Consider the following 25,888-nt stretch of genomic DNA (forward strand, 5'->3'; position numbering starts at 1 on the left):
CGTGGAGGCCGCCCTCGACCTGTTCGAACGGGCCCTGCGCGGGCCCGTCCCCCTGCAGGTCCGCTTCAGTGACGGCCACCTGGCCGCGCTGCCGGTCGCCCGCTACCTCGCCGCCGCGGACACGGCCGAACGGCGCCTGCTCGCGGGCGTACGTGGACCGGTGCTCGATGTCGGCTGCGGGCCGGGCCGCCACCTGCGCGCCCTCGCGGACGTCGGCGTCCCGGGGCTCGGGGTCGACCTCAGCCCGGTCGCGGTCGCGCTCGCCCGCGCTCGCGGAGTTGAGGCGGCCGTCGCCGACATCTTCGGCGAGATCCCCCACGCCGGGGTGTGGGCGACGGCCCTCGTGCTCGACGGAAGCATCGGCATCGGCGGGGATCCCCAACGGCTGCTGCGCCGCCTCGCCGAGCTGCTCGCCGGCGACGGTGAGGTCCTCATCGAACTCGATCCGCGCCCCGTTCGGAGCACGGCGACCCGCGCCCGGATCGAGGCGGACGGACGCACGAGCGGCTGGTTCGCCTGGGCCCAGGTCTCGGAGGGACACATCACCGACCTGGCCGGGGCGGCCGGCTTCAGCGTCGAACGGAGCTGGCGGTGCGGCGAGCGATGCTTCGCCTCCCTGCGCCGGACCGGCGCGGGCTGAGCGTCAGGCTCAGTCGCGCCCTCGCGCTCGCCCTCGCCGCCGTCCCCGTCCTCGTCTGCGTCGGGCTGGCGAGCCGGCGGCTCGGCTACCCCTACGAGCTCGACTGGCTCGAGAGCGGCACCGTCGAGCTCGTCCAGCGCGTCCTCGACGGGCGCGGGCTGTATGCCCCGCCGAGCCTCCGCTACGTCGGCTTCACCTACACCCCGCTCTACAGCTACCTCGGGGCGGCGGTCGCCGCGATCATCGGCAACGGCTTCCTCGCGCTGCGTCTCATCTCCTTCACCGCCTCCCTCGGCGCCATCGCCGTCGTCGGCGTCTACGTCCGTGACGTCACCGGCGACCGGGTCGCGGGGGCGCTCGCCGCCGGCCTGTTCGCCGCCACCGACAGCCTCACCGGCTGGTTCTTCGACGTCGCCCGCCTCGACGCCCTGTTCGTCGCCCTCGCTCTCGTGACGTTGTGGCGGGGGCGCCGAATGGAGACGGCGTGGGCGGGTGCGGGGGTCGGCGTCCTCGGATTCCTCGCGTTCTTCACCAAGCAGATCGGCTTGGTGACGGTCGTGCCGGCCCTGCTGCTCCTGCTCCCCTGGCGCCCGCGGGCGGCGCTGTCGGCGCTGCTCGTCCTCGGTCTCCTCGTGGGGGTCTCCACCCTCGCCTTCAACGCCGCCACCGACGGGTGGTATCGCTACTACGTCGTCGCCGAGCTCGCCGGCCAGCCGACCATCCCCCAGTTGCGCTGGCAGTTCTGGAGCGTCGACCTGTTCAGCCACCTGCACTGGCTGACGGGACTGCTCGGGCTCGGCGGCCTCGCCGCCCTGCCCGCCCTCGGCCGCCGCCGCCCGGATCGGGAGCGGCTCGGGAGATGGCTCTATGACCTCGGCGCCGTCGGCGGGCTGCTCGCCACCGCCTGGCTCTCCCGCGTCCACAGCGGCGGCTATCTCAACGTGCTGATCCCCGCCTACGCGGCCGCCGCCGGCCTGGGGGGGATCGCCGTCGCCGCGCTGCGCCGCCGCGCCGGCGTCGCCGGCACCCTGATCGCCGTCGCCCTCATCGGCCTGCAGTACCGCAGCCTGCTCGCGGACACGTCCGCCGCGCTGCCGAGCGCGGCGGACGAGCGGGCCGGGCGGGAGCTGATGGCCGCCCCGGTCCGGTGCTCATCCTCGATCACCCGTGGTATGGCACGCTCGCCGGAAAAGGGAGCTTCGCCCAGGCCGACGGGATCAAGGAGGTGCTGCGCTCACAAGCCCCGCGCGGCGCCCGGGTGCTGCGCCGCTCCCTCGCCGGGGCGCTCATCCGAGACCACATCCAGGCGGTCGTCCTCGACTTCGCGCCGCCGGCCTGGCTCGCCGGCCAGCTCGCCGCGCACTTCCGGCACGTCCCGGGCACGATCACCGCGACGCCGCTTGAGCCGCCCGTCGACCTCCGCGGCGCCCCGACCGATCTCTATCTACGCAGGCAGATTCCCCTCCGCGGCCGGTGATCTGGCCTACACTCGCGGGCCAAAGGAGAGAGATGGATCGATCAGGGCGGCGTCGCGGCGCCGTGACGACAGTGGCGGTCGCGCTCGGCGCGTGCGCGGTGCTCATGTTCGGCGGGGCGGGCGGTCCCGGCCGCGCCGCCGCCGCGCTGCCGCTCGCCTCTGCGGAGGGCGCACACGCCGCCGCCCCGGCCTGCCCGTGGCTGAACCCGGCGCTCAGTGCGCTGACCCGCGCGCGGATGGTGCTCGCCCACATGACCCTGGCACAGAAGGTCTCCCTCACCGCCCAGCAGCTGCCGATCGACGCCCATGACGGGGCGGCCGGCTACCTCGCCGGGATCCCCTCCCTCTGCCTGCCCGACCTCGTCTTCAATGACGCCGGGGCGGGGGTCGGAGACGGGCAGATCAACACGACCGCCTTTCCCGACCCGATCGTCCAGGCCTCCACGTGGGATCCCCAGCTCGACTACGCGTTCGGGCAGGCGCTCGGTGCCGAGGCTCACGCCAAGGGCATCGACGTCCAGCTCGCCCCCGGCATCGAAACCGACCGGATCCCCGAGAACGGGCGCAACTGGGAGTACATGAGTGAGGACCCGTACCTGTCCGGGCAGATCGGCGCCGCCGAGGTGCGCGGCATCCAGTCCCAGCATGTGATCGTCACCCTCAAGCACTTCATCGCCAACTCCCAGGAGACCGATCGCGGCGCCTCCGGCCCTCCGGTCGACTCCGCCGACCTGTCCCTGCGCACGCTCGAGGAGCTCTACGCCCCCCAGTACGACGTCGCCATCCACCAGGGAGGGGCGATGGGCGTGATGTGCGCCTACAACCGGATCAACTCGATCTACGCGTGCCAGAACCCGGAGACGCTCAAGGGCGTCCTGCTGCACCAGTTCGGCTTCCCGGGGTTTGTCGTCTCAGACTGGGGGGCGACCCACTCGACGGTCCCCTCGGCGCTGAACGGGCTCGACATCGAGATGAACGTCTCCCCCGGCACGTACTTCGGGGCGGCGCTGCAGCGCGCCGTCCAGTCCGGCGCGGTGCCGATGCGCGTCCTCGACTCGATGGTGCTGCGCATCCTCCGGGCCGAGTTCGCCGTCGGGGTCGTCAACGATCCGCCGGCCGCCCAGCCGGCCGCCTACGCCGCGGACGTCTCCACCCCCGACCACATCGCCCTTGCCCGCCAGATCTCGGAGGAGGGCAGCGTGCTGTTCAAGAACGCCGACGGCATCCTGCCCCTGACGGCGGCGGACCGCCGGATCGCCCTGATCGGCACGGATGCGGGCCCCGCGGGCGCCGACCTCGTCTACAACGCGGAAGGGTCCGGGCGGGTCCCGGAGTTCGGGACCAACCCGGCGGTCGTCAGCCCGCTCACCGCGCTCACCCGGCGGGCCGCCGCCTCCGGGGACACCGTTCTCTACGCGGACGGCTCGTCGCTGCTGGACGCCGAGACGGTCGCCCGGACCGCCTCGGTCGCGATCGTCGTCGTCGGCAACTCCGAATCGGAGGGTGTCGACGAGCCGAACCTCAGCTTCAACGGGGACACCTGCACCCTGATCGGCGTCTGCGTCCCGCCGACGGTCGCCCCCGACGCGCTCGTCTCCGCCGTCGAGGCGGCCAACCCGAACACGATCGTCGTGCTCGACACGGGCGAGCCGGTCCTGATGCCGTGGCTGGCGGGCGCCAAGGCGCTGCTGGAGGCCTTCTACCCCGGCCAGCAGGACGGCGTCGCGCTCGCGAGCCTCCTCTACGGAGACGTCGATCCGTCCGGCCACCTGACGGAGACCTGGCCGGCGAGCCAGGCGGCCCAGCCGATCCAGACCGCCGCCCAGTGGCCGGGCGTCGACCGCCCCGGCGACCCGCTCGGACCGCACTCGGCCTACTCGGAGGGGATCTTCGTCGGCTACCGCTGGTACCAGGCCCACCACGTCCGCCCGCAGTTCCCGTTCGGGTACGGCCTCTCCTACACGACCTTCGGCCTGTCGCATCTCGTGGTTCGCACCCGGCGACGGTCCGACGCCGCGACGGTCAGCCTCGCGGTCACCAACACCGGCACGCGCCCGGGCGCCGAGGTCGTCCAGCTCTACGTCCACGATCCGGCCAACACGGGTGAGCCCCCCGAGCAGCTCAAGGGCTTTCGTCGCGTGTTCCTCGACCCGGGACAGTCCCAGACGGTGACCCTCCGGCTCACCCCGGTCAGCTTCGCCCACTGGTCAGACCGCCGGCGGACGTGGATCGTCACGCCGGGCCGCTACGGGATCGCGGTCGGCGACTCCTCCGCGCACCTGCCGCTGCGTCGCACGATCCGCCGGCGCTGGGCCCGGCTGTCGCCTCGCGCCTACTGACACGGGCCACGCGCGGGCCCGGCCGTGGTCACGGCGCCGGCCCCTCCGCTCGCGGACGGACTGCAACGTTGATGCAACCCGCGACCGGGGACTTGCGCCCCGGGCGCCGGGCGGGGATGCTGGGATGACCTGACGTCGGTGGAGAGAGAGGACAGAGATCCCATGAGCGGTTCTGTGACGGTGCACCTCACCGTCAATGGCGTGGAGCATGAGCTGGAGGTCGAGCCGCGGCGGCTGCTCGTCCACGCGTTGCGTGACGACCTCGGCCTGACGGGCACCCACGTCGGCTGTGACACCTCCAACTGCGGGGCCTGCACGGTGCACCTCAACGGTGATGCTGTGAAGTCGTGCACGATCCTCGCCGTCCAGGCGGAGGGGAGCGCGGTGACGACGATCGAGGGGCTCGGCGGAGAGGGGAACCTCCACCCGCTCCAGGAGGCGTTCTGGAACGACCACGGGCTCCAGTGCGGCTACTGCACGCCCGGGATGATCATGGCGAGCGCGGCGCTGCTCGCCGAGAACGCGCATCCGAGCGAGGCGGAGGTCCGCCACGCCCTCGACGGCAACCTCTGCCGCTGCACCGGATATCACAACATCGTCAAGGCCGTCCTCAGCGCCGCTGAGGCGGGCGCCGGCGCGCCGGTGGCGTCATGAGCGCGACCGCTGAGCCGCACGTCGGCCGGCCGCTGCGGCGCAAGGAGGATCCGCGCCTGATCACCGGCCGGGCCCGGTACGTCGACGACATCTCCCTTCCGGGGACCCTGTGGGCGGCGTTCGTCCGCTCCCCCGAGGCGCACGCGAGCATCGTCTCGATCGACACGAGCGCGGCCACGGCCCGGCCCGGCATCCACGCCGTGCTCACCGGAGAGGACATGGCCGACCTCGCCGGCCCGCTGCCGATGGCCTGGGCGCCCCCCGGGGTCGAGGTGAACAACCCGCCGCACTGGCCGCTCGCCCGCGGCAGCGTCAAGCACGTCGGCGACCCCGTCGCCGTCGTGCTCGGGGAGGACCGCTACGCCGTCGTTGACGCGGCGGAGGACGTGATCGTCGCCTACGAGCCGCTTCCCGTCGCCATCGACCCCGAGCAGGCGATCGCCGGCGCCCCGTACGTCCACCCCGAGCTGGGGACCAACCAGGTGCACTCCTGGACGCTCGCCGGCGGGGATCTCGAGGCCGGGTTCGCCGCCGCCGACGTGACGATCCAGCGGCGGGTGATCAACCACCGGATCGCCGGGGCGCCAATCGAACCGCGCGGCGTGCTCGCCGACTACCGCGCCGGCGCGCTCACCCTGCACACGAGCACGCAGGTGCCCCACTTCGTCCGCCTGTTCGTCGCGCTGCTGCTCGGCCTCAGCGAGGAGAAGGTGCGGGTGATCGCGCCGGAGGTCGGCGGCGGCTTCGGCGCCAAGCTGCAGGTCTACGGTGAGGAGATCGTCGCCTGCTGGGCCTCCCGCGCCCTCGGACGGCCGGTGAAGTGGATCGAGACGCGCTCGGAGAACATGAGCGTCACCCACCAGGGCCGCGACCAGATCGCGACCGTGCGGATGGGCGCGACCCGGGACGGGCAGATCACCGCCTACCACGTGAAGATCCTCGCCGACCTCGGCGCCTACAACATGCTGTTGACCCCGCTGATCCCGTCCCTCGGGGCGTTCGTGATGGGCGGCTGTTACAAGATCGGAGCCGTCACCACCGAGATCACCGGCGTGTTCACGAACAAGTGCCCGACCGACGCGATCCGCGGGGCCGGTCGCCCGGAGGCGACGCACATGATCGAGGTGATGATGGACCAGATGGCCCGCGAGCTCGGGATCGACCGGCTCGACCTTCGCCGGCGCAACTTCATCCCCAAGGAGGACTTCCCCGCCGCCGTCGCCACCGGGGTCATCTACGACTCCGGCGACTATGTCGCCAGCCTCGACAAGCTGCTCGAGCACGTTGACGTCGACGCCTTCAGAGCCGAACAGGCCCAGCTGCGCGAGCAGGGGATCTACCGCGGGATCGGCTTCTCCACCTACACGGAGATCTGCGGCCTCGCCCCGAGCCGGATCACCGGCCCGGCCGGGGTCGGGGTCGGCGCCGGCCTGTGGGAGTCGGCGATGGTCCGGGTGCACAACACCGGGGCGGTCACCGTCTACACCGGTACCTCCCCGCACGGCCAGGGTCTCGAGACCGCGTTTGCCCAGATCGTCGCGGACCGGCTCGGGGTCGACCCGAGTGTCGTCGAGGTGATCCACGGCGACACCGGCACCGGCCCGGAGGGTCGCGGGACCTACGGCTCGCGCAGCCTCGCCAACGGCGGTGAGGCGGTTGCCAAGGCGACCGACAAGGTCGTCGCCAAGGCGGCGAAGATCGTCGCCGCCGAACTCGAGGCCGCCCCCGAGGACATTGAGGTGTCCGGCGGGAAGTTCTCGGTCAAGGGCTCCCCGGAGAAGGGGATGACCCTCGCCGAGGTCGCCGGGATCGCCTACATCGGCGCGGTCCCGGAGGGGATGGAACCCGGGTTGGAGGAGACGACCTTCAACGACCCGGAGAACTTCGTCTTCCCCTTCGGCGCGCACGCCTGCATCGTTGACGTCGACACGGCGACCGGCAAGGTCAACGTCGTCCGCTACGTCGCCGTCGACGACTGCGGCAACCCGGTCAACCCGCTGCTGATCGCCGGGCAGGTGCACGGCGGGATCGCCTACGGGATCGGCCAGGCGCTGTATGAGCACGTCGTCTACGACGACGACGGCCAGCTCGTCACCGGCAGCTTCGTCAACTACGCGCTGCCGACCGCGGCCGAGCTGCCGAACTTCGAACTCGACCACACGATCACCCCGTCGCCGTCCAACTCGATGGGCGTCAAGGGCGTCGGGGAGGCGGGGACGATCGCCGCCACCCCGGCGGTGACCAACGCGGTCATCGACGCGCTCGCGCCGCTCGGGGTCGACTACATCAACATGCCGCTCACCCCGATGCGGGTGTGGCGGACGATCCAGGAGGCACAGGCGCGATGATCACCGCAGAGTTCGACTATCAGCGGGTCAGCAGCGTCGCGGACGCGGTGGCGGCGCTCCAGGCCGGCGGGGAGGACGCCAAGCTGCTCGCCGGCGGCCACTCGCTCGTGCCGCTGATGAAGCTGCGCCTGGCCGCCCCGAGCCGGCTGATCGACATCAGCGGGGTCCCCGGGCTGGCGGGGATCGAGCGTGACGGCGCCCAGTGGCGGATCGGCGCGCTCACCCCGCACGCGCGGCTGGCGGCCAGTGACGTCGGGCTGCTCAACCGGGTGGCGGCGACGATCGCCGACCCGCAGGTCCGCAACCGCGGCACGATCGGCGGCTCCCTCGCCCACGGCGACCCGGCCTCGGACCTGCCCGCGGCCGTGCTCGCCCTCGACGGCAGCGTCGTCGCCCACGGGCCCGACGGGGAGCGGACGATCGCGGCCTCGGCGTTCTTCTCCGACTACATGGAGACCGCGCTCGCCCCCGACGAGATGCTCTGTGAGGTGCGGGTCCCGGCGATGGACGGCTACGGGTTCGGCTATGAGAAGTTCCATCGCCGAGCCGAGGACTGGGCGGTCGTCGCCGTCGCCGCCGCCGTCAAGGTGCTCGACGGCGCCTGCGTCGACGTGCGGGTCGCGCTGACGAACATGGCGTCGACTCCGCTGCGGGCCGGGGCGGTCGAGGCCGCCCTCCGCGGCCAGCCCGCGACCGCCGAGGCGGTTGCCGCCGCCGCCCAGCGGGCGGCCGAGGGGACCGACCCGCCCGCCGACCTCGACGCGGACGCCGACTACAAGTGTCACCTCGCTCGGGTCCTGTGTGAGCGGGCGCTGGTGGCCGCGCTCGCGCCGGCGTGAGGCTCGCGCAGATCAGCTGTGCGGCGGAGGCGAGCGCCGTGCTCGCCTCCGCCGGGTACGTGTCGGACCGGGCGCTGGAGATCAGCCTCGCCCTCGCGGTCACCCTCGGCCAGCCGCTGCTGCTGGAGGGGGAGGCCGGGGTCGGCAAGACCGAGGTCGCCCGGGCGCTTGCGAGCGCCACCGGCGCTGCGCTGATCCGCCTCCAGTGTCACGAGGGGATCGACCTTCATCACGCCCTCTACGAGTGGGACTACCCCCGCCAGCTTCTCGCCCTCCGGGCGGCCGGGGACGGGGTGGATGAGGGGCGCCTGTATGACCGCCGCTACCTGATCACCCGGCCGCTGCTCTCCGCCTTGGAGAGTGAGGAGCCGGCGGTGCTGCTGATCGATGAGATCGACCGGGCCGATGACGCCTTCGAGGCGTTCTTGCTCGAGTTCCTCTCTGACTTCGCGGTGAGCATCCCCGAGCTGGGGACCGTCAGCGCCCGCTCCCGGCCGCTCGTCATCCTCACCTCCAACCGCACCCGGGAGCTTCACGACGCGCTCAAGCGCCGCTGCCTCTACCACTGGATCGACTACCCCGACCGGGAGCGGGAGCGGGCGATCCTCGCCGCCCGGGTGCCCGAGGCGCCCGCCGCGATCATCGAACGGGTGCTGGAGGCGGTCACTCGCCTGCGCGCCGACCCGGAGCTGTACAAGCTCCCCGGGGTCGGGGAGACGCTCGTGTGGGCGCGGGCGCTGCTCGCCCTCGGACCCGACGGCGACCTCGAGGACACCCTCGGCGCCGTGCTCAAGGTGCATGAGGATCTCCGCCGGGTCCGGGCCTCGGGGGTGCTCGCGGGTGTCTGAGGACGATCGCAGCGGCGGGCCCGGAGGCGCCGGTGTCTGATCCAGGCCCCAGCGCGCTGCTCGACGCCCCCGGGGAGCGGCTGGCGGAGCTGTCGGCGCGGATGCGCGCACTCGGTGCCCGCGTCGGGGTCGGGGAGCTGATCACCGCCGAGCGCGCCCTCGCCGCCCTCGCGGACCCGTGCCGGGAGGATGCGCGGCTCACCCTCCGGGCGGTCCTCTGCGCCCAGCGGGCCGACCTCGACCGGTTCGAGGCGGCCTTCGCCGCGGTGTTCGGTGCCGGCGGGGACGCAGAGCCGCTCCTGGACGCCCTCGGCGGCGTCGTCAAGGAGGTGCTCCCGCGGGCGGGGATGCCCGCGCCGGGGGTCGCCGGGGCGCCCGGGGCGGCCGAGCCGGTCCCGGCCGCCTACAGCGACCGTGAGCTGCTCGGCGCCAAGGACTTCTCCCAGTACAGCGACGGGGAGGTGATGCTCGCCCGCCCGCTGATCGTCGCCCTCGCCCGACGGGCGCCGCGCCGGCGCTCCCGGCGGCTTGCCCCGAGCCGCCGCCGCGGTGCGGTCCCCGATCTGGCCGCGACCGTGCGCGCCTCGCTGCGCACCGGCGGGGAGCCGCTGCTGCAGTGCTGGCGGGCCCCGACCCTGCGGCCGCGGCCGGTCGTGCTCGTCCTCGACCTGTCCGGCTCGATGACCCCGTACGCGCGGATGCTGCTCCACTACGCCCACGCCTGCGTCGAGGCGCACCGCCGGGTGGAGGTGTTCGCCTTCGGCACCCAGCTGACCCGGATCACCGCCGAACTCGCCGAGCGCGACCCGGTCCGCGCGCTCGCCCGCGCATCCGCGTCCGCCCCGGACTTCGGCGGCGGCACCCGGATCGGGGAGGCGCTCGGGGAGCTCAACCGCCGCCACGGCCGCCGCGTCGGCCGCGGGGCCGCCGTGATCATCCTCTCCGACGGCTGGGACCGGGGTGAGCCCGAACGTCTTGGCGCCGAGATCGCCCGCCTGCGCCGCAGTGCCCACCGGCTCATCTGGCTCAACCCGCTCGCGGCCGACCCGCGCTTTGCTCCGCTCGCGCGCGGGATGGCGGCCGCGATGCCCCACGTCGATACGCTGCTGGCGGGGCACTCACTGGACTCGCTGCGGCGGCTGGCCGACACCCTGGAGGCGCTGTGAAGGAGATACTCGTCGAGCTCGACCGGTTGGCCTGCAACGGGGAGCGGTGCGCGATCGCGACGGTGCTCACGGTCCGCCGCTCCGCCCCCCGCCCGCCCGGGGCCAAGCTCGTCGTCTCCGAGACCGGTGCGATCGCCGGGTCGGTGTCGGGCGGCTGCGTTGAGGGCGCGGTCACCGAGATCGCCGAGCAGATCCTCGCCGGCGCGGCGCCGCGGCTGGTCAGCTTCGGGATCGCCGACGCGGACGGCTGGGCGGTCGGGCTGCCCTGCGGCGGGGAGATCGACGTGTGGGTCGAGGCCTACCAGCCGGGCCCCTTCGAATCCCTCGCCCGGGACGGTCAGCCCGCGGTCGAGGTGACGGTGATCGACGGCCCCGGGCTCGGCGCCAAGCTGCTCGTCGGCGCCGACGGGGTCGTCGGCGGCAGCCTCGGCACCCCCGAGCGTGACGCCGCCGCGGCGACGGTCGCGGGCGAGCTGCTGTGGGGTGGGGTCAGTGAGCGCCGCGGCGAGCTGTTCTTCGACGTCGTCGGACCGGGCCCGCGCCTGTTCCTGTTCGGTGCGGGGGACATCACCGAGGCGGTCTGCCGGCTCGCCCGCCGGGTCGGTCTGCGGCCATCGGTCGTCGACCCGCGCACCCGCTTTGCCGACCCCGGGCGCTTCCCGGACGCCGACGCGGTGATCCCCGCCTGGCCTGAGGAGGCGATCGAGCGCCTCGGCGGGATCGACCCGTCCACCTCCGTCGTCGTGCTCACCCACGACCCGAAGCTCGATGATGCGGCGCTGTTGATCGCGCTGCGCTCTCCCGCCCGGTTCGTCGGGGCGATGGGGTCGCGCACGGCGACGGTCGCCCGTCGCGAGCGCCTCCGTGCCGCCGGCCTCACCGAGCCCGAGGTGGACCGGCTCGTCGCGCCGCTCGGCCTCGACCTCGGTGCGGTGGAGCGGGAGGAGACCGCGCTCTCCATCGTCGCCCAGATCGTCGCTGCCCGACACGGCCGCAACGGCGGTCCGCTGACGAACATCACCGGTCCGATCCACTAAAGATCTGAGGAGCTGAGATGAAACTCGAGCAGACCTTTGAGGTGCAGGCCCCGATCGAACGGGTGTGGGCGGCGCTCACCGACGTCGAGCGGATCGCCCCCTGCCTCCCCGGCGCGGCGGTCACCGGCCGCAACGACGACGGCTCCTACAACGGCAGCTTCGCCGTCAAGATCGGGCCGACGTCTGCCGCCTACACCGGCCGTCTGGAGATGCGCGAGCTCGATGAGGCCGCCCACCGCGCGACGATGCACGCCCAGGGCACCGACCGGCGCGGACAGGGCGGGGCGGAGGCGACGATCATCTCGACCGTCACCGAGACACGGCCGGGGGTCAGCACCGTCGCCGTCGACACCGACTACCGGATCACCGGCCGGCTCGCCCGCTTCGGTCGCGGCGGGATGATCGAGGACATCTCCGAGAAGCTGCTGCGCCAGTTCGCCGACCAGTTGCAGGCCTCGCTGGCCGCGGGGGAGGACGTCGCGGGCGGCGGGGCCACTGCGGGTGGCGAGCCCACGGCGACGGCGGGCGTCGGGGGGGCGGTGGATACCGCGACCGAAGCAACCGGTACGGGCGATGCGGGCGGGCCGGACACGGGCAGCGCCGGCACGCCGAGCGCCGCGGCGGGACCCGCGCCCGGAGCGGGGGCGGCCAGTGAGGTCGATGCCCTCTCCCTGATCGGCTCGGTGCTGCTCAAGCGGGTAAGGCGGGACCCGTTCCCGTACGTTGTCGCGGTGCTCGCGACCGTCGGGTGGTGGCGGGCGCGGCGGCGCGCGCGCTGAGCGTGACCGCTCAGGCCGAGGCGGCCGGCAGCGCGAGCTGGCGCTCGAGGCGCGCGCGGGCGCGGCTGATCGCGCCGAGCTGGCAGCCGGGCAGCAGCGGGCCGACGCCGAGGGAGACCGCCTCGGCGTGCCGGCCCTCGGTGAGGAGGGCCTCGAGCTCGCACACGTCGACGCTCACATCGGAGCTGAGCCGGTAGGGGCGGGTGAGCAGGAGCGGGCCGAGCGCCTCGCGGAGGCGGTGCAGCTCGGCGCGGACGCTCACCTCGTGACCCTCGGCGTCATAGAGCTGGGCGGCGAGGTCACGGGCGGATAGGCCGGCCGGATGGAGGGCGAGCAGGGTGACGATCTCGCTGTGGCGGAGGCTGAGATGGTGGGTGCCCCCCGGGTCGGTGAAGGTCGCCCGGGCGGTCCCGAGCAGGCCGATGCGAAAGCTCGGGGTCGGCGCACGCCGGCCGAGTGGCCGGCTCGGCACCAGCAGGCGACCCTCCCCGAGCGGGTGCAGCGACAGCTCGGGATCGCCATCGAGCACGGCCGCGAGCGCCGACGCCTCCACGGGGAGACGGCCGGCGGCCCACGCGGTCGGGGTCGCTGCGATCACGCGACCGGACGGGCTGAGGGCGGCGGCCGGGCCGCCGTAGCGGGCGGTGTGCTGGACGAACCGCTCGAGGATCCGGTTGTCGCGGGCGAGCATCTCCATCCGCAGATGGCTCTCGACGAGCTGGGCGGCGGTCTGGACGAGAGAGAGGTTGTGCGGGTGGGCGGTCCGGTAGCTGCCTGTGACGTCGATGACCCCGAGCACCCGGCCGGTGTCGGGGTCGTGCACCGGCGCCCCCGAGCACTGCCACGGGTGGATCTCCGCCCGGTAATGCTCGGCGGAGAAGACCTGGACGGCGTGGTCGGCCGCCAGCGCGGTCCCGACCGCGTTCGTCCCCGCCGCCGCCTCACTCCAGGCGTGCCCGGGGGAGAACTGGATCTTCTCGGAGGCGGCGAGCACGTCCGGGTGGCCGTCAGACCACAGCAGGCAGCCGTCGGCGTCGCTGACGACGACGATGTGGCGAGCGTCGTAGAGAAGCTGGCCGAGCACCCCCTGGAGGATCCCGGTCGCGCGGGAGAGCGGGTGGGCGGCCCAGCGCTCTCGCGCCTCATCCGGCTCGAGCACCTGAGGCACCCCCGGTCCGCCCGGGTCGACCCCCTCGTCGGTGCAGCGCTGCCAGGACTGGGCGATCACCTCCCGAACGACGGAGGGGGCCCGGCCGGAGGCGACGGCGATCTCATGCGCCCGGCGCAGCACCCGCGCCCAGCCGCGGGCGTCCACGTCTGCCTGCAGGCCAACCCAGCGATCTCTCATATCTCCTCGCCCTCAAGCCTACGGGACGGGCGGGCCGGGCGGTGCGCTGATCGGCCTTGGCGTAATCGTGACGGTCCTGTAGCCTGCGGCAGGACGCCGGGGCCGCGGGAGGCTCGCTCCACCCTGTTCGGTGGCGGTGTGAAGGGAATCTGAGCAGAGGAGGCGGGTCACATGCAGTGGGTCAATCGTCGGCGCCAAGCCGGCGTGTCAATCCTTCGGTTCGCGGCGGCCGTGACGGCCACGCTGTCTGCCCTGGCGCTCGGGCCGGTCGGATCGGCGCTCGCAACGGTGCCGCCTCCGCCGCCGGGCGCGCCGGCGGTCGAGTCGGCGCCGAGTTCGCTCACCGGCCTCACCCCGCAGCTTCCTGCCAGCGTGCTGGCGGCGAGTGCGGCGCCCCACAGCACCTGGAAGCCCGAGCCGGCGATCTACGGAACCGCCTCGCGCAACGACATCCCGGTGCTCGGCGCGGGCGGAACGATCATCCGCGTCAACGAGATCTACCCGACTCTCGCCGACGGCCAGCCGGCCCCCGGTCCCTTTCCGGTGCTGATGACGATGACCCCGTACGGCAAGGGGCAGGGCGGATCGAGCGCGCCCGGGTCGGCCACCGCGCCCGGTGGCAGCAGCCCGACCGGCGGGGCGGACAACTACCTCGTCCAGCGCGGCTACATCGAGGTCGTCGAGGACGTCCGTGGCACCGGCGACTCGGGCGGAAGCTTCGGCCTGTTCGACCCGATCCAGACCCAGGACGCGATTCGCGTGCTCCACTGGGCGGCGAAGCTGCCCCACGCCGACGGTCAGGTCGGCACCTACGGGCCGTCGTATCTCGGGATCGATCAGCTGCTGCTCGCCGGCGCGGTCGGACCCCACTCGCCGTTGAAGGCGATCTTCCCGATGGTCCCCGCCAACGACATCTACCGCGACACGTCGTTCATGGGCGGGCTGCTCGACGCCGAGTTCAGCCTCGCCTACCTCGGGCTCACGACGACGCTCAACCAGACCAACCCGATCGTCGACAGTCTCTCTGACACCGGCCTGCTCGCCCAGCTGCTCACGCTCGAGACCGAACACTCCACGAGCGTGCTCGCCTACGACGCAAGCCTCACCGCGGGCATCCTCGGGGGCGGCAGCCAGGCCTACGACGAGTCCTACTGGAAGGTCCGCTCCCCCGAGACGACGCTCGCCAACGTCGTCCACAACCAGATCCCCGCCTACATCATCGGCGGCGAGTTCGACATCTTCCAGCACGGCGAGCCGCTCGACTATGCGGCGCTGCAGAACGTCTGGGCCCACCGGCCGATGAACGCGCCGATGGCGCCGAACCAGCCGACGACCGGTCGCTACCAGCTGATCGTCGGGCCGTGGGAGCACCTCAACGCCTCGAGCGTCGACGTCGACCCGCTCGAGCTCGAATGGTTCGACACGTGGCTCAAGCACGAGCACACGGGGATGGCCGCCACGCGCACCCCGCTGCACTACTACGACCTCGGGACCGGCGCCTTTGACGAGACCGCCCACTTCCCATTCACCGGCGCAACCCCGACCCGGCTCTACCTCGGTGCCGGGAACACGCTCTCAAGCGCGCCGCCGCCGGCGGTCGCGACCACCGACACGCTGGCGTGGAGCCCGGCCGGGTCGATCTGTGGACGATCGATCGACCAGTGGTCGATGGGGGCGGTCTCGATCCCGGCCGCGGAGGCCGGTGTGCTCGCCCCGTGCGTCACCAACGACGCGCCCTCGACGCTGCTGCCCACCCAGGTCTCCTACACGACGGCGCCCTTCAGCCGGGCCACGACCCTGTCAGGCCCGGCCGACGCGACGATCGACCTCAGCGCGACGAGCACCGACACCGAGCTCGTCGCCGAACTGGAGGAGGTCACCCCGGACGGGAGCGCGTTCCCGATCACCGAGGGCGCCCTCGACGGGCGTCTGCGCGCCGTCGACGCCGCCCGCTCATGGGTCTCGCACGGCATCACCCTGCTCCCCTACCACCCCTACACCCGTGCCTCGAGCGCCCCGGTCGTCCCCGGCCAGGTGACCCAGTATCAGGTCGAGATCTTCCCGACCCTGATCACGATCGCCCCCGGGGACCGGCTGCGTCTGACCATCTCCAGCGTCGACACCCCCCACCTGCTGCCGATCCCCCAGGATCTCTCGCAGATGGTCGGCGGGATCTACACGATCCACCGCAGCGCGGCCGACCCGTCCTTCCTCAGCGTCGACCTCAGCGGCGGCTGAGGTCGACGCGGGTGGGGGCGGCGGGGCGGGAATCTGCGCTCCGGCGTCGAAGGAGACGGGGTGGCGTTCTCACCCTCGATTCGGTACGCGGACGGGGCCCGAGCCGTCGGTTCCCTACCATTTCGGCTGCGGTGAACCGTCCCTCCTGGCTCGCAACGGTCCGGCTCTCCCCGGCCGCCTCCTCCGGTGCCTCGGCCCCGGCCCGCCTCGCCCTCACCGGCGGCCGCACACGCGACCGCTCGCGATCGCGGTTCGGCGGGGTGCGGGCCCCGGTGCGGATGGCGCTCGTCCTCCTGCTCGCGCTCGTGCTCGTCCGGCTGATCACCGTGACGCCGCCCGATGCCCGCGTCAGTACCGCGATCCCCGGAGGTGTCCGGATCCCCGGACCGCCTCCGCGTCCTGACTGGCCGGCCACCGGGGAGGCGGCGCTGACGGTCCCGGGGATCGGCTCCCTCGGCACCTCGAGCGATGTCCGACCGCGTCCGATCGCGAGCGTCGCCAAGGTGATGACCGCCTACCTCACCCTCGAGCACTTTCCCCTTGCGCCCGGACGCGCCGGGTTCACCCTCACGATCACCCGGGCGGAGGCGCGCGCGGAAGCCGTCGATCTCCGCCAGGACCAGTCGGTGCTGCCCGTCGCCGCCGGCGAACGCCTCAGCGAACGCCAGTTGCTGGAGGGCCTGCTGATCCCGTCAGGGAACAACATCGCCCGGATCCTCGCCGTCTATGAGGCGGGCAGCCTCGACCGCTTCCTCGCTGAGATGAACACGACCGCTCGCTCCCTCGGCATGGACCACACCCGCTACACGGACCCGAGCGGGTTCGCCACCAGCACCGTCTCCACCGCCGCCGACCAGCTCCGGGTGTTCCTGGCGGCGCTGCGCTTCCCCACCTTCCGGGCGATCATCTCGACCGCCGCGGTGACCCTCCCGGTGGCCGGGACGGTCACCAACTACGACCCGTTGATCAGTGAGGGGTATGACGGCAAGACCGGCTCGGACGGGGCGGCGGAGGGATGCCTCGCCTTTGTCAAGGACCTCCGGGTCGGCGGCCGGTCGGTGCCGGTCGTCGGCGTCGTCCTCGGCCAGGGGGTCGGTCAGAACACGACGACGATCCTCGACGCGGCGGGCGCGGCCGCCCAGGCCCTCGTTCACTCGGTGGCCATCCGGCTCGCGGTCCGGACCGTCGTCCCCGCCCACCACAGGGTGCTCGTCGCGACGACCGCCGCGGGCACCCGGGTGACGGGTGTGACCGCACGGGCGCTGTCGGCGATCGGGTGGCCGGGGTTGACCGAGCGGCTCCGCGTCCGTGCCCGCCGGCTCGGCCAGGCCGTCCACGCCGGCGAGAGAGTCGGCACCCTCAGCCTCGCCGGTCCGCTCCCGCTGCCCGTCGGCGAGGACCCCGCCACGCCGGTCCGGGCCACCGCGAGCGCGCGAGCACCCGGATTGGCCTGGCGCGTCGGCCATCTCCTCTGAGCCGGTATGCCGACCGTGTCCAACCGCGTGCTGATCGGCGCTCTGCGCCTCACTCGACGCAACCGCATCTGGGTGGATGGGGCCGCCGCCGAGCGCTACGTCGCCGACCGGGCGCTGCACCCGGTGGCCTATGGCCCGCCGCGCCGGCTCGGCACGGACGTGGAGGTGAGCGCGGAGCGCTGGCGGGGGTGGCCGCTCTACCGGCTCACCCCGCGCCGCCACCGCCCCGCCGGCGTCGTCGTCTACACCCACGGGGGCGGCTGGGTCAGTGAGATCGTCTCCCAGCACTGGCGGCTGTGTGCCGAGATCGCCGAGGCGGCCGCGACGACGGTGCTCGTCCCGATCTACCCGCTCATCCCGTTCGGCACGGCCGCCGAGGTCGTCCCGCAGGTCGCCGCGCTCGCCGCCGCCCACGCCGGGGCCGGCCCCGTCTGTCTCGCCGGCGACTCCGCCGGCGGCCAGATCGCCCTGTCGGCCGCGCTCGAGCTGCGTGACCGGCACCAGCGGACCGCCGCCCGCACGATCCTCATCTCACCCGCACTTGACGCCACCCTGTCTCACCCCCGGATCCCGGAGGTGGAAGCGACCGACCCGTGGCTCGGCCAGCCGGGCATCCGCGTCGTCCGCGAATACTGGCGCGGTGAGCTGGCCCTCGACGATCCGCTCGTCAGTCCGCTGTGGGGTGAACTCGCCGGTCTCGGGCCGATCACCGTGTTCACCGGGACCCGCGACCTGCTCTCCCCGGACGCGGCGCGCCTGCACGAGCGGGCGCTCGCGGCCGGGGTGAGGGTCGACTACCACGAGCGGCCCGGGCTCGTGCACGTCTACCCGCTCACCCCGGTCGCCGAGGCCCGGGCCGCGCGGGAGGTCATTCGCGCGCAGGTGCGGGCGGCCGTTCGCGCCGGGGCAGGTCCCGCCGCCTGACCGCCGGGGCAGGTCCGCTCGCGTGCGTCACCTCACTCGGCGCTGAAGGCCTCCGCCCACGCGAGCGCGGTGCCGGCGAGGTCGACCAGGGCGGCGTGGACAGCCACCGGATCCTGGCTTCCCCGCGCGTGGGCGACCGCGCGGACCTGGGCGGCAAGCTGCTCGGGGCCCGACGCCGGCGGACGACTCGCCCGGGAGGCGGCGAGCCGGTTGGAGAGACGCTCGGCCTGGCGCGCATCGTGATGGACCCCGGGGGAACGGGGGATGAGACCGGCCGCCTCCGCCGCCTTGGCGAACGTGCCGAAGTGGAAGCGCACGGACGCCGCGCTCGGCCAGTCGTCCTGGTGGTAGCGCGCGGTGCGCCACTCCTGCCCGAGCCGGCGCGCCCGCGAGGGATCCCAGTCGGCCATGGTCGGGACGTCACCGTAGCGCCGCGTCCACTCGAGAAAGGCGGTGATGATCGCCTCGGGGCCCGACAGGTTCGGACGCTGGCGGGACGGGGTGCGCTGGGGCGTCAGTCCGGCGGCGCTGATCGCCGCGTTGAAGCTGCCGAACTGTCCGCAGACGACCTTCGCGCTCGGCCAGTGCCCGCGCTCGAACCGTTCCGCCCGCCACTCCTGCCCGAGCCGGCGGGCCCGGGCGGGCTCCCAGTCGATCATCTTCGGGCACTCTTCGTGCTCGGTCTGCCAGGCGTGGATCGCGTCGATGATCTGCTGCTTGGAGAAGGCGCGGGCCCGGCGGCCCGGGTTCTGGCGCGGCAGGGACCGCGGTCGGCGGGCAACGGCAAACCCGGCCAGTGTCGTCATTCAACGGCTCCTTGGATCGTGCGGAGGGGACAGGGTCGACGCCCAGTTGCGGTCCCGGTCGTCGGCGAAGTACTCAGGGTGGGTGTGGGCGATCTCACCAAGTCCGGTGAGTACCCGGGAGAGGTGGAGGCGCAACTGCGACTCCGCGACGCCGGGGTCTTGCTCGGCGACCGCCGCGAGTACCGCCCGGTGCTGGGCGACCATCTCGGCGAGGTAGTCGGGGACGGGCAGGCTGAGGCGGCGCACGCGGTTGAGATGGCCGCTCGCCCGCTGGCTGATCGACCACGCGACCGCACGGCCACCGAGCGAGCAGAGCCGGCGGTGGAACTCGTCGTCGAGCGGGTAGAAGCGGTCGACGTCTCCCCGGCAGGCCTCCGCCTGACGCGCGACGAGGTCCTCGAGCTCCCCGACCGCCGCCGGCTCGGCCCGCCGCGCCGCGTCGGCGACGGCCGCACACTCGAGTGAGACGCGAATGAACTGCGCGTCCTCAAGCGCCGCGCGGGTGATATGGGCGACGAAGGTGCCCAGCTGCGGCACGATCTCGACGAGTCGATCATCCCGGAGGCCGAGCAGCGCCTCCCGGATCGGAGTGCGACTCACCCCGAGTCGCTCGGCGAGCTCGTTCTCGGACAGCCGCTGTCCGGGAGGGAACTGGACCGTCTCAATCAGGCCCCGCAGGACCTGGTAGGCCTGCTGGCGGGTGGAGCCACCTGAGACGCGAGCTGAACGGCTGATCTCCACCTTCCCGACACTACCATGCAAGTGTGGTGATGGGGGGGATTTCTGGCCCGAACCCCACCGCCCGCCTACCCGCCCGCCCGCCTACCCGCCTACCCGCCTACCCGCCCGCCCGCCCGTCCCCTACCCGCCCGCGCCCGGGCGCGGCAGCCGACCGTCCGCGAGCCAGCCGCGCAACTCCCCGCGGCGGATCTTGCCGCTGATCGTCTTGGGGAGCGCGTCGACGAAGTGAACCTCCCGCGGATACTTGTACGGCGCCGTCTGGGTCTTGACGAACTCCTGCAGCTCGGCGGCCAGGGCGGGGCTCGGCGCATGGCCGGGAGCGAGGATGCAGACGCCGACGACGATCTCCGTCCGCTCGGCGTCGGGCCGGCCGATCACCGCCGCCTCCATCACGGCGGGGTGGGCGACGAGGGCCGACTCCACCTCGAACGGACCGATCCGGTAGGCGCTCGAAGTGATCACGTCGTCGTTGCGCCCCTCGAACCAGAAGTAGCCGTCCTCATCCTTGGCCGCCTTGTCCCCGGTGAAGTAGTGCGGGCCGCGGAAGACCGCCGCGGTCGCCTCCGGGTTCTCGAAGTAGCCCGGGAACAGGCCAACCTGGCGCCCGCCGTCGGGCACGACGACGACGACGTTGCCGACCGCTCCGGCCTCCACCGGGCCGCCGGCGTCATCGACGACGTCCACGGTCCACCCCGGAACGGGACGGCCCATCGAGCCGGGCCGCACCGGCATCCCCCGGTAGTTGGCGACGATGCAGGTCGTCTCGGTCTGGCCGTAGCCGTCGTAGATCGTCAGGTCCGTCCCCGCCTTCCAGGCGCGGATCACCTCCGGGTTGAGCGGCTCCCCCGCGCTCGTGCAGTGACGCAGGGCGGACAGGTCGTGGGCGCGCAGGTCCGCCTGGACGAGCAGGCGATAGAGCGTCGGCGGGGCACAGAAGGAGGTGATCTGATGGCGGGCGAGGATCGACAGGATCGTGTCGGCGTCCGGCTTGCCCAGTTGCACCTGGACGACACAGGCCCGCTCGTGGAACTGGCCGAACAGCGCCCCCCAGGCCGCCTTGGCCCAGCCGGTGTCGGTGACGGTCCAGTGCCGGTCCCCGGGCCGCAGGTCCTGCCAGAAGCGCGCGGTGCCGACGTGCCCGAGCGCGTAGTCCTGGGCGTGTTGGACCATCTTCGCCAGCGCGACGGTCCCGCTCGTGAAGTAGAGCAGCAGCGGGTCTTCGCGGGCGGTTGGATCCTCGGGGGTCGGGCCGTCCCCGGCGGCCTCCAGGGCGACGTCGAAGTCCGCCCACTCAGTCGACGGGCTCCCACCGGCCCCTCCGCCAGGCACCTCGGCCCCGCCACCTCCAGGCCGTCCACTCCCGGCACTGCCGGTCTCCCCGCCGACACACCAGCGAGCCCGCAGTGCCACCCCGGTCTGATCGACCTTCAGGACCCCGGCCGGATCGGTGATCGCCGCGACCGCGCGAGCCCGGGTGAGGCGATCCGTGATGTCCTTGGGCGTGAGCAGGTTGGGGCCGGGCATCGGGATCGCGCCGATCCGCATCGCCCCGAGCAGCGCCGCGTGCCACTGGCGGATCCGCGGCAGCATCACGAACACATGGTCGCCCTTGCCGATCCCGGCCGCGAGCATCGCCCGGGCCGCCCGTCGCGAGTCGGCGGCCAACCCGGCGACGGTCTGGCAGGCGGTCACCTCACCGGCGGCGTCGAGGCTGAGGACCGCCGGCGCGTCGGGATCCTCCCGAGCCCACGCCTCGACGATGTCGAGGACCGGGTTGAACCGGTCGGGCACCTCGAGGCGGAAGCCGGCGGCCGCCGCCCCGTAGTCGGTCACATTCGCCGGCGCCGATCGCTCGGGGCGCGGGCGGAACCCGCTGTGGTCAGACACGTTCGCTCCTCTCCTCAGGCCGTCGCGCGGACGTTAACACTCGGGCCCGGGGGATGCCTCCGCCCGTCCCGGCATCGTGGACGGCCCCAAGGCGCGACCCCATCCGCCCGGCCCGGCGCCACCGCGATCGGCCGGCACCTACCCTGAGCGCGTGATCACGATCAACTCAGACGGCCTCCGCGACCACGTCGGCTTCGGTGTCGCCGGGAACTTCGCCGGCCACCTCGAACAGGCCGGCGAGGCCGCCGACTTCGCCACCGTCAGCGCCCCAGCCGACGCGCCGAAGGGGATCTTTCCCTTCTACGTCCCCGCCCCCGCGGCGAACGTCCCCGCGTTCCTCACCACCTTTCCGCTGTCGGCGACCGAGATCGCCCTCCCCGCAGGGGCCGAGAACCTGCAGATCGAGCCCGAAGTCGGCGTGCTCGTCCACTTCAGCTACGGCCCCGACGGCCGCGTGAGCGCGCTCGCGCCGCACACCGTCGCGGCGTTCAACGACTGCTCGATCCGCACCCCGGCCGCCGCGAAGATCTCACAGAAGAAGAACTGGGGCCCTGCGAGCAAGGGGCTGGCGTCCACCGGCTTCGCCGTCAACGGGCTCGGGCGCGGCGGCGGCACCGACAGCCTGCGCCTGGCGAGCTTTCTGCGCCGCGGGGCGGAGGTGCACGCCTACGGGCTCGACAGCGCCGTCACCGACTACAGCTACTACGCCGAGACCCTGCTGAGCTGGATCGTCGAGCGCCTCAGCCACCAGACGGGCGCGCCGGAGACGCCGCTGGAGCCCGTCGGGGCCTTCCTCGCGGCCGCCGGATCGCCCGCCGGCGGGGTGATCGGGATCGGGGCGACCCGCTACACCGCCTACGGGGAGGCGACCTACCTCGAGCCCGGCGACGTCTCGATCATCGTCCTCTACGACGGCGCCGTCCACCTCCCCGAAACGGTGAGTGAGGCCGTCGGAGCCGGCCGGACCGACGCGCTGGCGGCGGCCTCCGTGCTCGCCCAGCGCGTCGTCGCCGTGTGAGGAGCGTGGGGTTCCGGGCGCGGCTCACAGGCCGCGCCCGGACCGGGCGGCCCGGTCCTTCTGCTCAGCGGCGGGCGCGGGCAGGCGCGCGGGCCGGTTCGCGCTGGAGACGGAGGGCGAGCTTGGGGCAGCTCTGTACGGCGATCCGGGCGAGACCGACGAGCTCGGGGTCGAGCGGGGCCGCGTCGATCACCGGGTAGCCCCAGTCATCGAGGCTGACCCGCTCGGGAAGCAGTTCGGCGCACATCCCGTGGGCCGAACAGCTGATCATGTCGACAATGAGACGCTCAGATCTCATACCGGCACCGCCTGGCCGGTGCGGACGCTGCGGCGCAGCGGCGCGTTCGCGGCCCGGTAGTCGGCCTCACAGCGGTCACACGGCCCGTTGCCGGCATGGTCGGAGAAGGTGTGGGCCATCACCGACAGGGCCGAGGTGACATAGCGGGAGACGCCGTCGGGGTGGGCGCAGCCCCCGCGCTTGTTGACCATCGCGCACCAGCGCTGGACCTGGGCGAGGGAACGGAAGCGGTCGCGGCCGGGCAGGCCGGGGGCGCACAGATCCTCGAGCGCGCCGGCGATCGCGTCGAGGCCGAACACGCACGGCCCACACTGGCCGGCGGTCTGGTCGGCCATCCACCGGGTCACCCGGGCGACCTCGGAGACGCCACAGTCCGAGCTGCCGAGGGCGAAGATGATGCCCGCGCCGAGGGTGAGGCCCTCGGCGCGCAGCGTCGGCTCGTCGAGGGGCAGCTCGAGCGCCGGTGCCGCCGCCGCCCAGGTGCCGCCGTAGCCGCCGAGGAGGATCGCGCTGATCGGTTCGGTCACCCCGCCGGCGGCGGTGAGGGCGGCCGCCACCGTCGTGCCGGGGCGGACGGAGACGACGGTCGTGCGCGGCACCGCTCCGGCGACGGTGACGTGGCGGCTCCCGTCGAATCTGCCCGCGACGATCCGGCCGATCTGGGCGTACGTCTCGGCGTTGGAGACGAGGGTCGGCCGTCCACGCAGCCCCTTCTCGAACGGGTAGGGCGGCGTGGTCGTCGGCTTGGCCTCAAGGCCGTTGAGGAAATTGATTAGCGCCGTCTCCTGGCCGGAGACGAAACCGTCGGGGACACCGATCACCTCGACGACGGGGGCGCCGCGGTCCGCGAGCTCGGGGCGGCCGGCGAGGGCCTGTTCGAGCGCGTCGATTACCTGGACGCGGCGGTGGTCGACGCCGACCACGATCGCGTCGGCCCCGAGCGCGTGGGCGACGCAGAAGGCGCCGTCGAGGACGACGTCGGTGCGGGCGCTGAGGAGGAAGCGATCCTTGCGCGACAGCGGCTCGCCCTCGGTGCCGTTGACGACGACGATCGGACGGCGCCGCTGGCTGGCGACCGCGCGCAGCTTCGTCCCCGTCGGGAAGTAGGCGCCGCCGTGTCCGTGCAGGCGGGCCCGCTCGAGTGAGTCGACGAGCTCGTTGAGGTTCATCCGGCGGGGGGGGCGCGAGGGCATCAGACAGCCTCCAGTCGGGGGACGGTGAGCAGGCGCAGGGCGAGGGCGGAGAGGACCGAGCCGACGCAGATGAGGTCGATCAGGATCATCCACGGGGTCGCCCGGTCGATGCCGTTGCCGATGCCGTGCAGGAGCGCGACCGGCCAGGCGGCGTAGGCGAGCCAATGGATCGCACGCCAGCTGCCATAGCCGAGGCGGCCCTTGACCAGGCTGCTGATCAGCACGGCGAGCAGCAGGTCACAGGCGACCGCGGCGGCGCTGATCCCGAGCGTGCTGTAGGTGTGCACGAGCGGGATGAACGCGGCGGTGAGCGGAATCGCGATGAAGCTGTCGGTCACCGCGGAGAGGATGTGGACGGCGAGAAAGGCGGCGGCGAGCAGCGAGGCGTTGCGGTGGATGCGGTCGATGACGAACCGCGGCCAGCGGTCCGTCGCCACCCGGGAGCGGTTGAGCAGCCCGAGGGTCACCGTGGCGGTGAACAGGATCAGGGTCATCGTGCCGGTCGCCCGGATCACGTAGTACTGGAGGACGAGCATCAGGACAGCGACTCCGCTTCGGGCTTCCACGCGGGCATCGGATCCCCTTCCGGCCAGCCCCCCACGGTCGCCACACTCCCGTCGGCGTGGACGAGGCGGGCCGACAGGCCCTGGGCCGCCAGCCAGGCGGGGGCGTCGGGGCCGAGGACGATCGCGGCGGTCGCGGCGGTGTTCGCGTCGACGCACGTCGCGGCGGTGACGCTGACGGTCCGCCAGTGCACGTCGGCCGGGGTACCCCGGCGCGGGTCGATGATGTGGTGGCCGTGCCCGTCAGGGCCCGGGCGGACCGTGGTTGAGGAGGTGGCAAGCCCCCCCTCGCAGATCGTCACCCGCTGGCCGGGCGCCTCGGGGCCGGCGCGGTGATCGTCGGTGACATGGATGAGCCAGCCGCCGGCCGGGGCCGGGCCGGCGACGGCGATGTCACCGCCGAGGGAGACGAGCACCCCGACGCCGGTCGCCGCGGCGATCCGTCGGGCGGCGCGGTCGGCACAGAGGGCCTTCGCGCTCGCGCCGAGGTCGAGCCGCATGCCGGAGGGCAGCCGGACCGACCAGTCGGTGAGGGTGATCCCCCGCCAGCCGGGGTCAGCCGACAGGGTCGGGTCGACGAGGCCGCCGCTGATCGCCGCTGCCTGACAGGCGGTGGCGATCGCCTCGGCGAGAGCGGCGCTGACGGACACCGTCGCGCCGGCGCGAGCGTTGAGGGCGGTCAGCTCCGAGTCGGCGCGGTAGCTCGAGGCGGCCCGGTCGATCCGGTCCAGTTCAGAGGCGAGCAGCACCCGGGCCGGTTCGAGGACGGCGGGGTCACAGACCACGAGGACCGCTGTCGTGCCGATCGCCGTCCACTCGACCCGGGCGGGGGCCGAGATGGTCGGGGCGGAGGCGCTCATGATCCGCCGGAGACGACCGGGGCCGGGGCGGGAGCGGCCGCGCTGCTCGCGGGGGCCGGGGCCGGCGCCGAGCTGGCCGCCGGTGATGCGGTCGACGGGCTCGACTCGCTCGAGGTGGCTGATCCGTCATCGGATCCGGTCGCCGCACTCGTCTCATCCGAGCTGCTCGAGCTCGTCTGGGCGGCGGGGGTGGCGGTGAGCGTGCTGATGTGGTGGGCGACGTGGGCGTCGGTCGCCACGAGCACCATGAGCACGCCGGCACCGAGCACCGATCCGACCGCCATCCTCCGGTTCACCCGGTCGAGGCGGTCAAAGGCGGCGTCGCGGTTGGCCTGTGCGTGATTCATGCCGGGGAGTGTTGTGCGCTTTCGTAAGTCGAGCGTGTCATGGGCGTGAGAACACTCTTTGGA

23 protein-coding genes are annotated in these 25,888 nt (G+C 73.2%); 14 read left to right on the forward strand and 9 right to left on the reverse strand.

The window, feature by feature from the left end; genetic code table 11:
- The first annotated feature begins 1 nt into the window (after position 1).
- From M3M55_RS03945 to M3M55_RS03990, 10 genes are all read left to right on the forward strand, one after another.
- Positions 2-640 carry a bifunctional 2-polyprenyl-6-hydroxyphenol methylase/3-demethylubiquinol 3-O-methyltransferase UbiG gene (locus tag M3M55_RS03945; protein WP_249012442.1) on the forward strand — a complete coding sequence of 213 codons (639 nt, stop codon included), beginning with the start codon at positions 2-4 and terminating at the stop codon, positions 638-640.
- Complete coding sequence (locus M3M55_RS03950) at positions 604-2,427, forward strand: hypothetical protein (RefSeq protein ID WP_249011524.1); 1,824 nt, start codon at positions 604-606, stop codon at positions 2,425-2,427. Before M3M55_RS03945 ends, M3M55_RS03950 begins: the two co-directional genes overlap by 37 nt.
- Positions 2,369-4,456, forward strand: coding sequence for a beta-glucosidase (locus M3M55_RS03955; RefSeq protein WP_249012443.1), 2,088 nt, complete (start codon positions 2,369-2,371; stop codon positions 4,454-4,456). The genes M3M55_RS03950 and M3M55_RS03955 overlap by 59 nt, the downstream gene beginning before the upstream one ends.
- 162 nt (positions 4,457-4,618) lie before the next feature.
- The gene (locus M3M55_RS03960) at positions 4,619-5,110 is read left to right on the forward strand and encodes a (2Fe-2S)-binding protein (protein WP_249011525.1); all 492 of its coding nucleotides are present in this window, start codon (positions 4,619-4,621) and stop codon (positions 5,108-5,110) included.
- A complete protein-coding gene (locus M3M55_RS03965) occupies positions 5,107-7,458 on the forward strand; it encodes a xanthine dehydrogenase family protein molybdopterin-binding subunit (protein WP_249011526.1) in 2,352 nt (783 codons plus the stop codon). The genes M3M55_RS03960 and M3M55_RS03965 overlap by 4 nt, the downstream gene beginning before the upstream one ends.
- Positions 7,455-8,297: a xanthine dehydrogenase family protein subunit M gene (locus M3M55_RS03970; protein ID WP_249011527.1), complete on the forward strand. Its 843-nt coding sequence runs from the start codon at positions 7,455-7,457 to the stop codon at positions 8,295-8,297. Before M3M55_RS03965 ends, M3M55_RS03970 begins: the two co-directional genes overlap by 4 nt.
- Complete coding sequence (locus M3M55_RS03975) at positions 8,294-9,145, forward strand: MoxR family ATPase (RefSeq protein ID WP_249011528.1); 852 nt, start codon at positions 8,294-8,296, stop codon at positions 9,143-9,145. The genes M3M55_RS03970 and M3M55_RS03975 overlap by 4 nt, the downstream gene beginning before the upstream one ends.
- A gap of 32 nt (positions 9,146-9,177) precedes the next feature.
- Positions 9,178-10,311 (forward strand): VWA domain-containing protein, encoded by a 1,134-nt coding sequence (locus M3M55_RS03980; protein ID WP_249011529.1) that lies wholly within the window; start codon positions 9,178-9,180, stop codon positions 10,309-10,311.
- Entirely contained in the window at positions 10,308-11,348 is a 1,041-nt protein-coding gene (locus tag M3M55_RS03985; protein WP_249011530.1) for an XdhC/CoxI family protein, read from the forward strand. Before M3M55_RS03980 ends, M3M55_RS03985 begins: the two co-directional genes overlap by 4 nt.
- Positions 11,349-11,365: 17 nt before the next feature.
- Positions 11,366-12,127 (forward strand): SRPBCC family protein, encoded by a 762-nt coding sequence (locus M3M55_RS03990; RefSeq protein WP_249011531.1) that lies wholly within the window; start codon positions 11,366-11,368, stop codon positions 12,125-12,127.
- A gap of 10 nt (positions 12,128-12,137) precedes the next feature.
- Here M3M55_RS03990 and M3M55_RS03995 read toward each other — a convergent pair whose 3' ends face one another.
- Complete coding sequence (locus M3M55_RS03995) at positions 12,138-13,475, reverse strand: GAF domain-containing protein (protein ID WP_249011532.1); 1,338 nt, start codon at positions 13,473-13,475, stop codon at positions 12,138-12,140.
- 231 nt (positions 13,476-13,706) lie between these two features.
- Between M3M55_RS03995 and M3M55_RS04000 the strand changes: the two genes are divergently transcribed.
- From M3M55_RS04000 to M3M55_RS04010, 3 genes are all read left to right on the forward strand, one after another.
- Positions 13,707-15,713 (forward strand): CocE/NonD family hydrolase, encoded by a 2,007-nt coding sequence (locus M3M55_RS04000; protein ID WP_249011533.1) that lies wholly within the window; start codon positions 13,707-13,709, stop codon positions 15,711-15,713.
- A gap of 131 nt (positions 15,714-15,844) precedes the next feature.
- Positions 15,845-17,188 (forward strand): D-alanyl-D-alanine carboxypeptidase family protein, encoded by a 1,344-nt coding sequence (locus tag M3M55_RS04005; protein ID WP_249011534.1) that lies wholly within the window; start codon positions 15,845-15,847, stop codon positions 17,186-17,188.
- Positions 17,189-17,194: 6 nt separating this feature from the next.
- Positions 17,195-18,112 carry an alpha/beta hydrolase fold domain-containing protein gene (locus M3M55_RS04010; RefSeq protein ID WP_249011535.1) on the forward strand — a complete coding sequence of 306 codons (918 nt, stop codon included), beginning with the start codon at positions 17,195-17,197 and terminating at the stop codon, positions 18,110-18,112.
- A gap of 32 nt (positions 18,113-18,144) precedes the next feature.
- On the opposite strand, the gene M3M55_RS04015 is transcribed toward M3M55_RS04010, so the two are convergent.
- From M3M55_RS04015 to M3M55_RS04025, 3 genes are all read right to left on the reverse strand, one after another.
- Positions 18,145-18,918 carry a hypothetical protein gene (locus M3M55_RS04015; protein ID WP_249011536.1) on the reverse strand — a complete coding sequence of 258 codons (774 nt, stop codon included), beginning with the start codon at positions 18,916-18,918 and terminating at the stop codon, positions 18,145-18,147.
- Positions 18,919-19,659 carry a GntR family transcriptional regulator gene (locus M3M55_RS04020; protein WP_249011537.1) on the reverse strand — a complete coding sequence of 247 codons (741 nt, stop codon included), beginning with the start codon at positions 19,657-19,659 and terminating at the stop codon, positions 18,919-18,921.
- Between the two features lie 120 nt (positions 19,660-19,779).
- The gene (locus tag M3M55_RS04025) at positions 19,780-21,546 is read right to left on the reverse strand and encodes an acyl-CoA synthetase (protein WP_249011538.1); all 1,767 of its coding nucleotides are present in this window, start codon (positions 21,544-21,546) and stop codon (positions 19,780-19,782) included.
- Between the two features lie 151 nt (positions 21,547-21,697).
- On the opposite strand from M3M55_RS04025, the gene M3M55_RS04030 reads away from it, so the two are divergent.
- Positions 21,698-22,564 (forward strand): DUF5718 family protein, encoded by an 867-nt coding sequence (locus M3M55_RS04030; RefSeq protein WP_249011539.1) that lies wholly within the window; start codon positions 21,698-21,700, stop codon positions 22,562-22,564.
- A 64-nt stretch (positions 22,565-22,628) separates the two neighbouring features.
- On the opposite strand, the gene M3M55_RS04035 is transcribed toward M3M55_RS04030, so the two are convergent.
- The 5 genes from M3M55_RS04035 to M3M55_RS04055 are packed head-to-tail and all read right to left on the reverse strand — an operon-like array spanning position 22,629 to position 25,825.
- On the reverse strand, positions 22,629-22,835 hold the full coding sequence (locus tag M3M55_RS04035; protein ID WP_249011540.1) for a ferredoxin: 207 nt from the start codon (positions 22,833-22,835) through the stop codon (positions 22,629-22,631).
- A gap of 23 nt (positions 22,836-22,858) precedes the next feature.
- Positions 22,859-24,055, reverse strand: a complete 1,197-nt coding sequence (locus tag M3M55_RS04040; protein ID WP_249011541.1) for an NADH-ubiquinone oxidoreductase-F iron-sulfur binding region domain-containing protein — start codon at positions 24,053-24,055, stop codon at positions 22,859-22,861.
- Positions 24,055-24,591, reverse strand: a complete 537-nt coding sequence (locus M3M55_RS04045; RefSeq protein WP_249011542.1) for a ferric reductase-like transmembrane domain-containing protein — start codon at positions 24,589-24,591, stop codon at positions 24,055-24,057. Before M3M55_RS04045 ends, M3M55_RS04040 begins: the two co-directional genes overlap by 1 nt.
- Positions 24,591-25,478, reverse strand: coding sequence for an FAD:protein FMN transferase (locus M3M55_RS04050; protein WP_249011543.1), 888 nt, complete (start codon positions 25,476-25,478; stop codon positions 24,591-24,593). The genes M3M55_RS04045 and M3M55_RS04050 overlap by 1 nt, the downstream gene beginning before the upstream one ends.
- Positions 25,475-25,825, reverse strand: a complete 351-nt coding sequence (locus M3M55_RS04055) for a hypothetical protein (RefSeq protein ID WP_249011544.1) — start codon at positions 25,823-25,825, stop codon at positions 25,475-25,477. The genes M3M55_RS04050 and M3M55_RS04055 overlap by 4 nt, the downstream gene beginning before the upstream one ends.
- Between the last annotated feature and the right edge of the window lie 63 nt (positions 25,826-25,888).

This window comes from Conexibacter sp. DBS9H8 (genome assembly GCF_023330685.1).
Lineage (GTDB): Bacteria > Actinomycetota > Thermoleophilia > Solirubrobacterales > Solirubrobacteraceae > Palsa-465.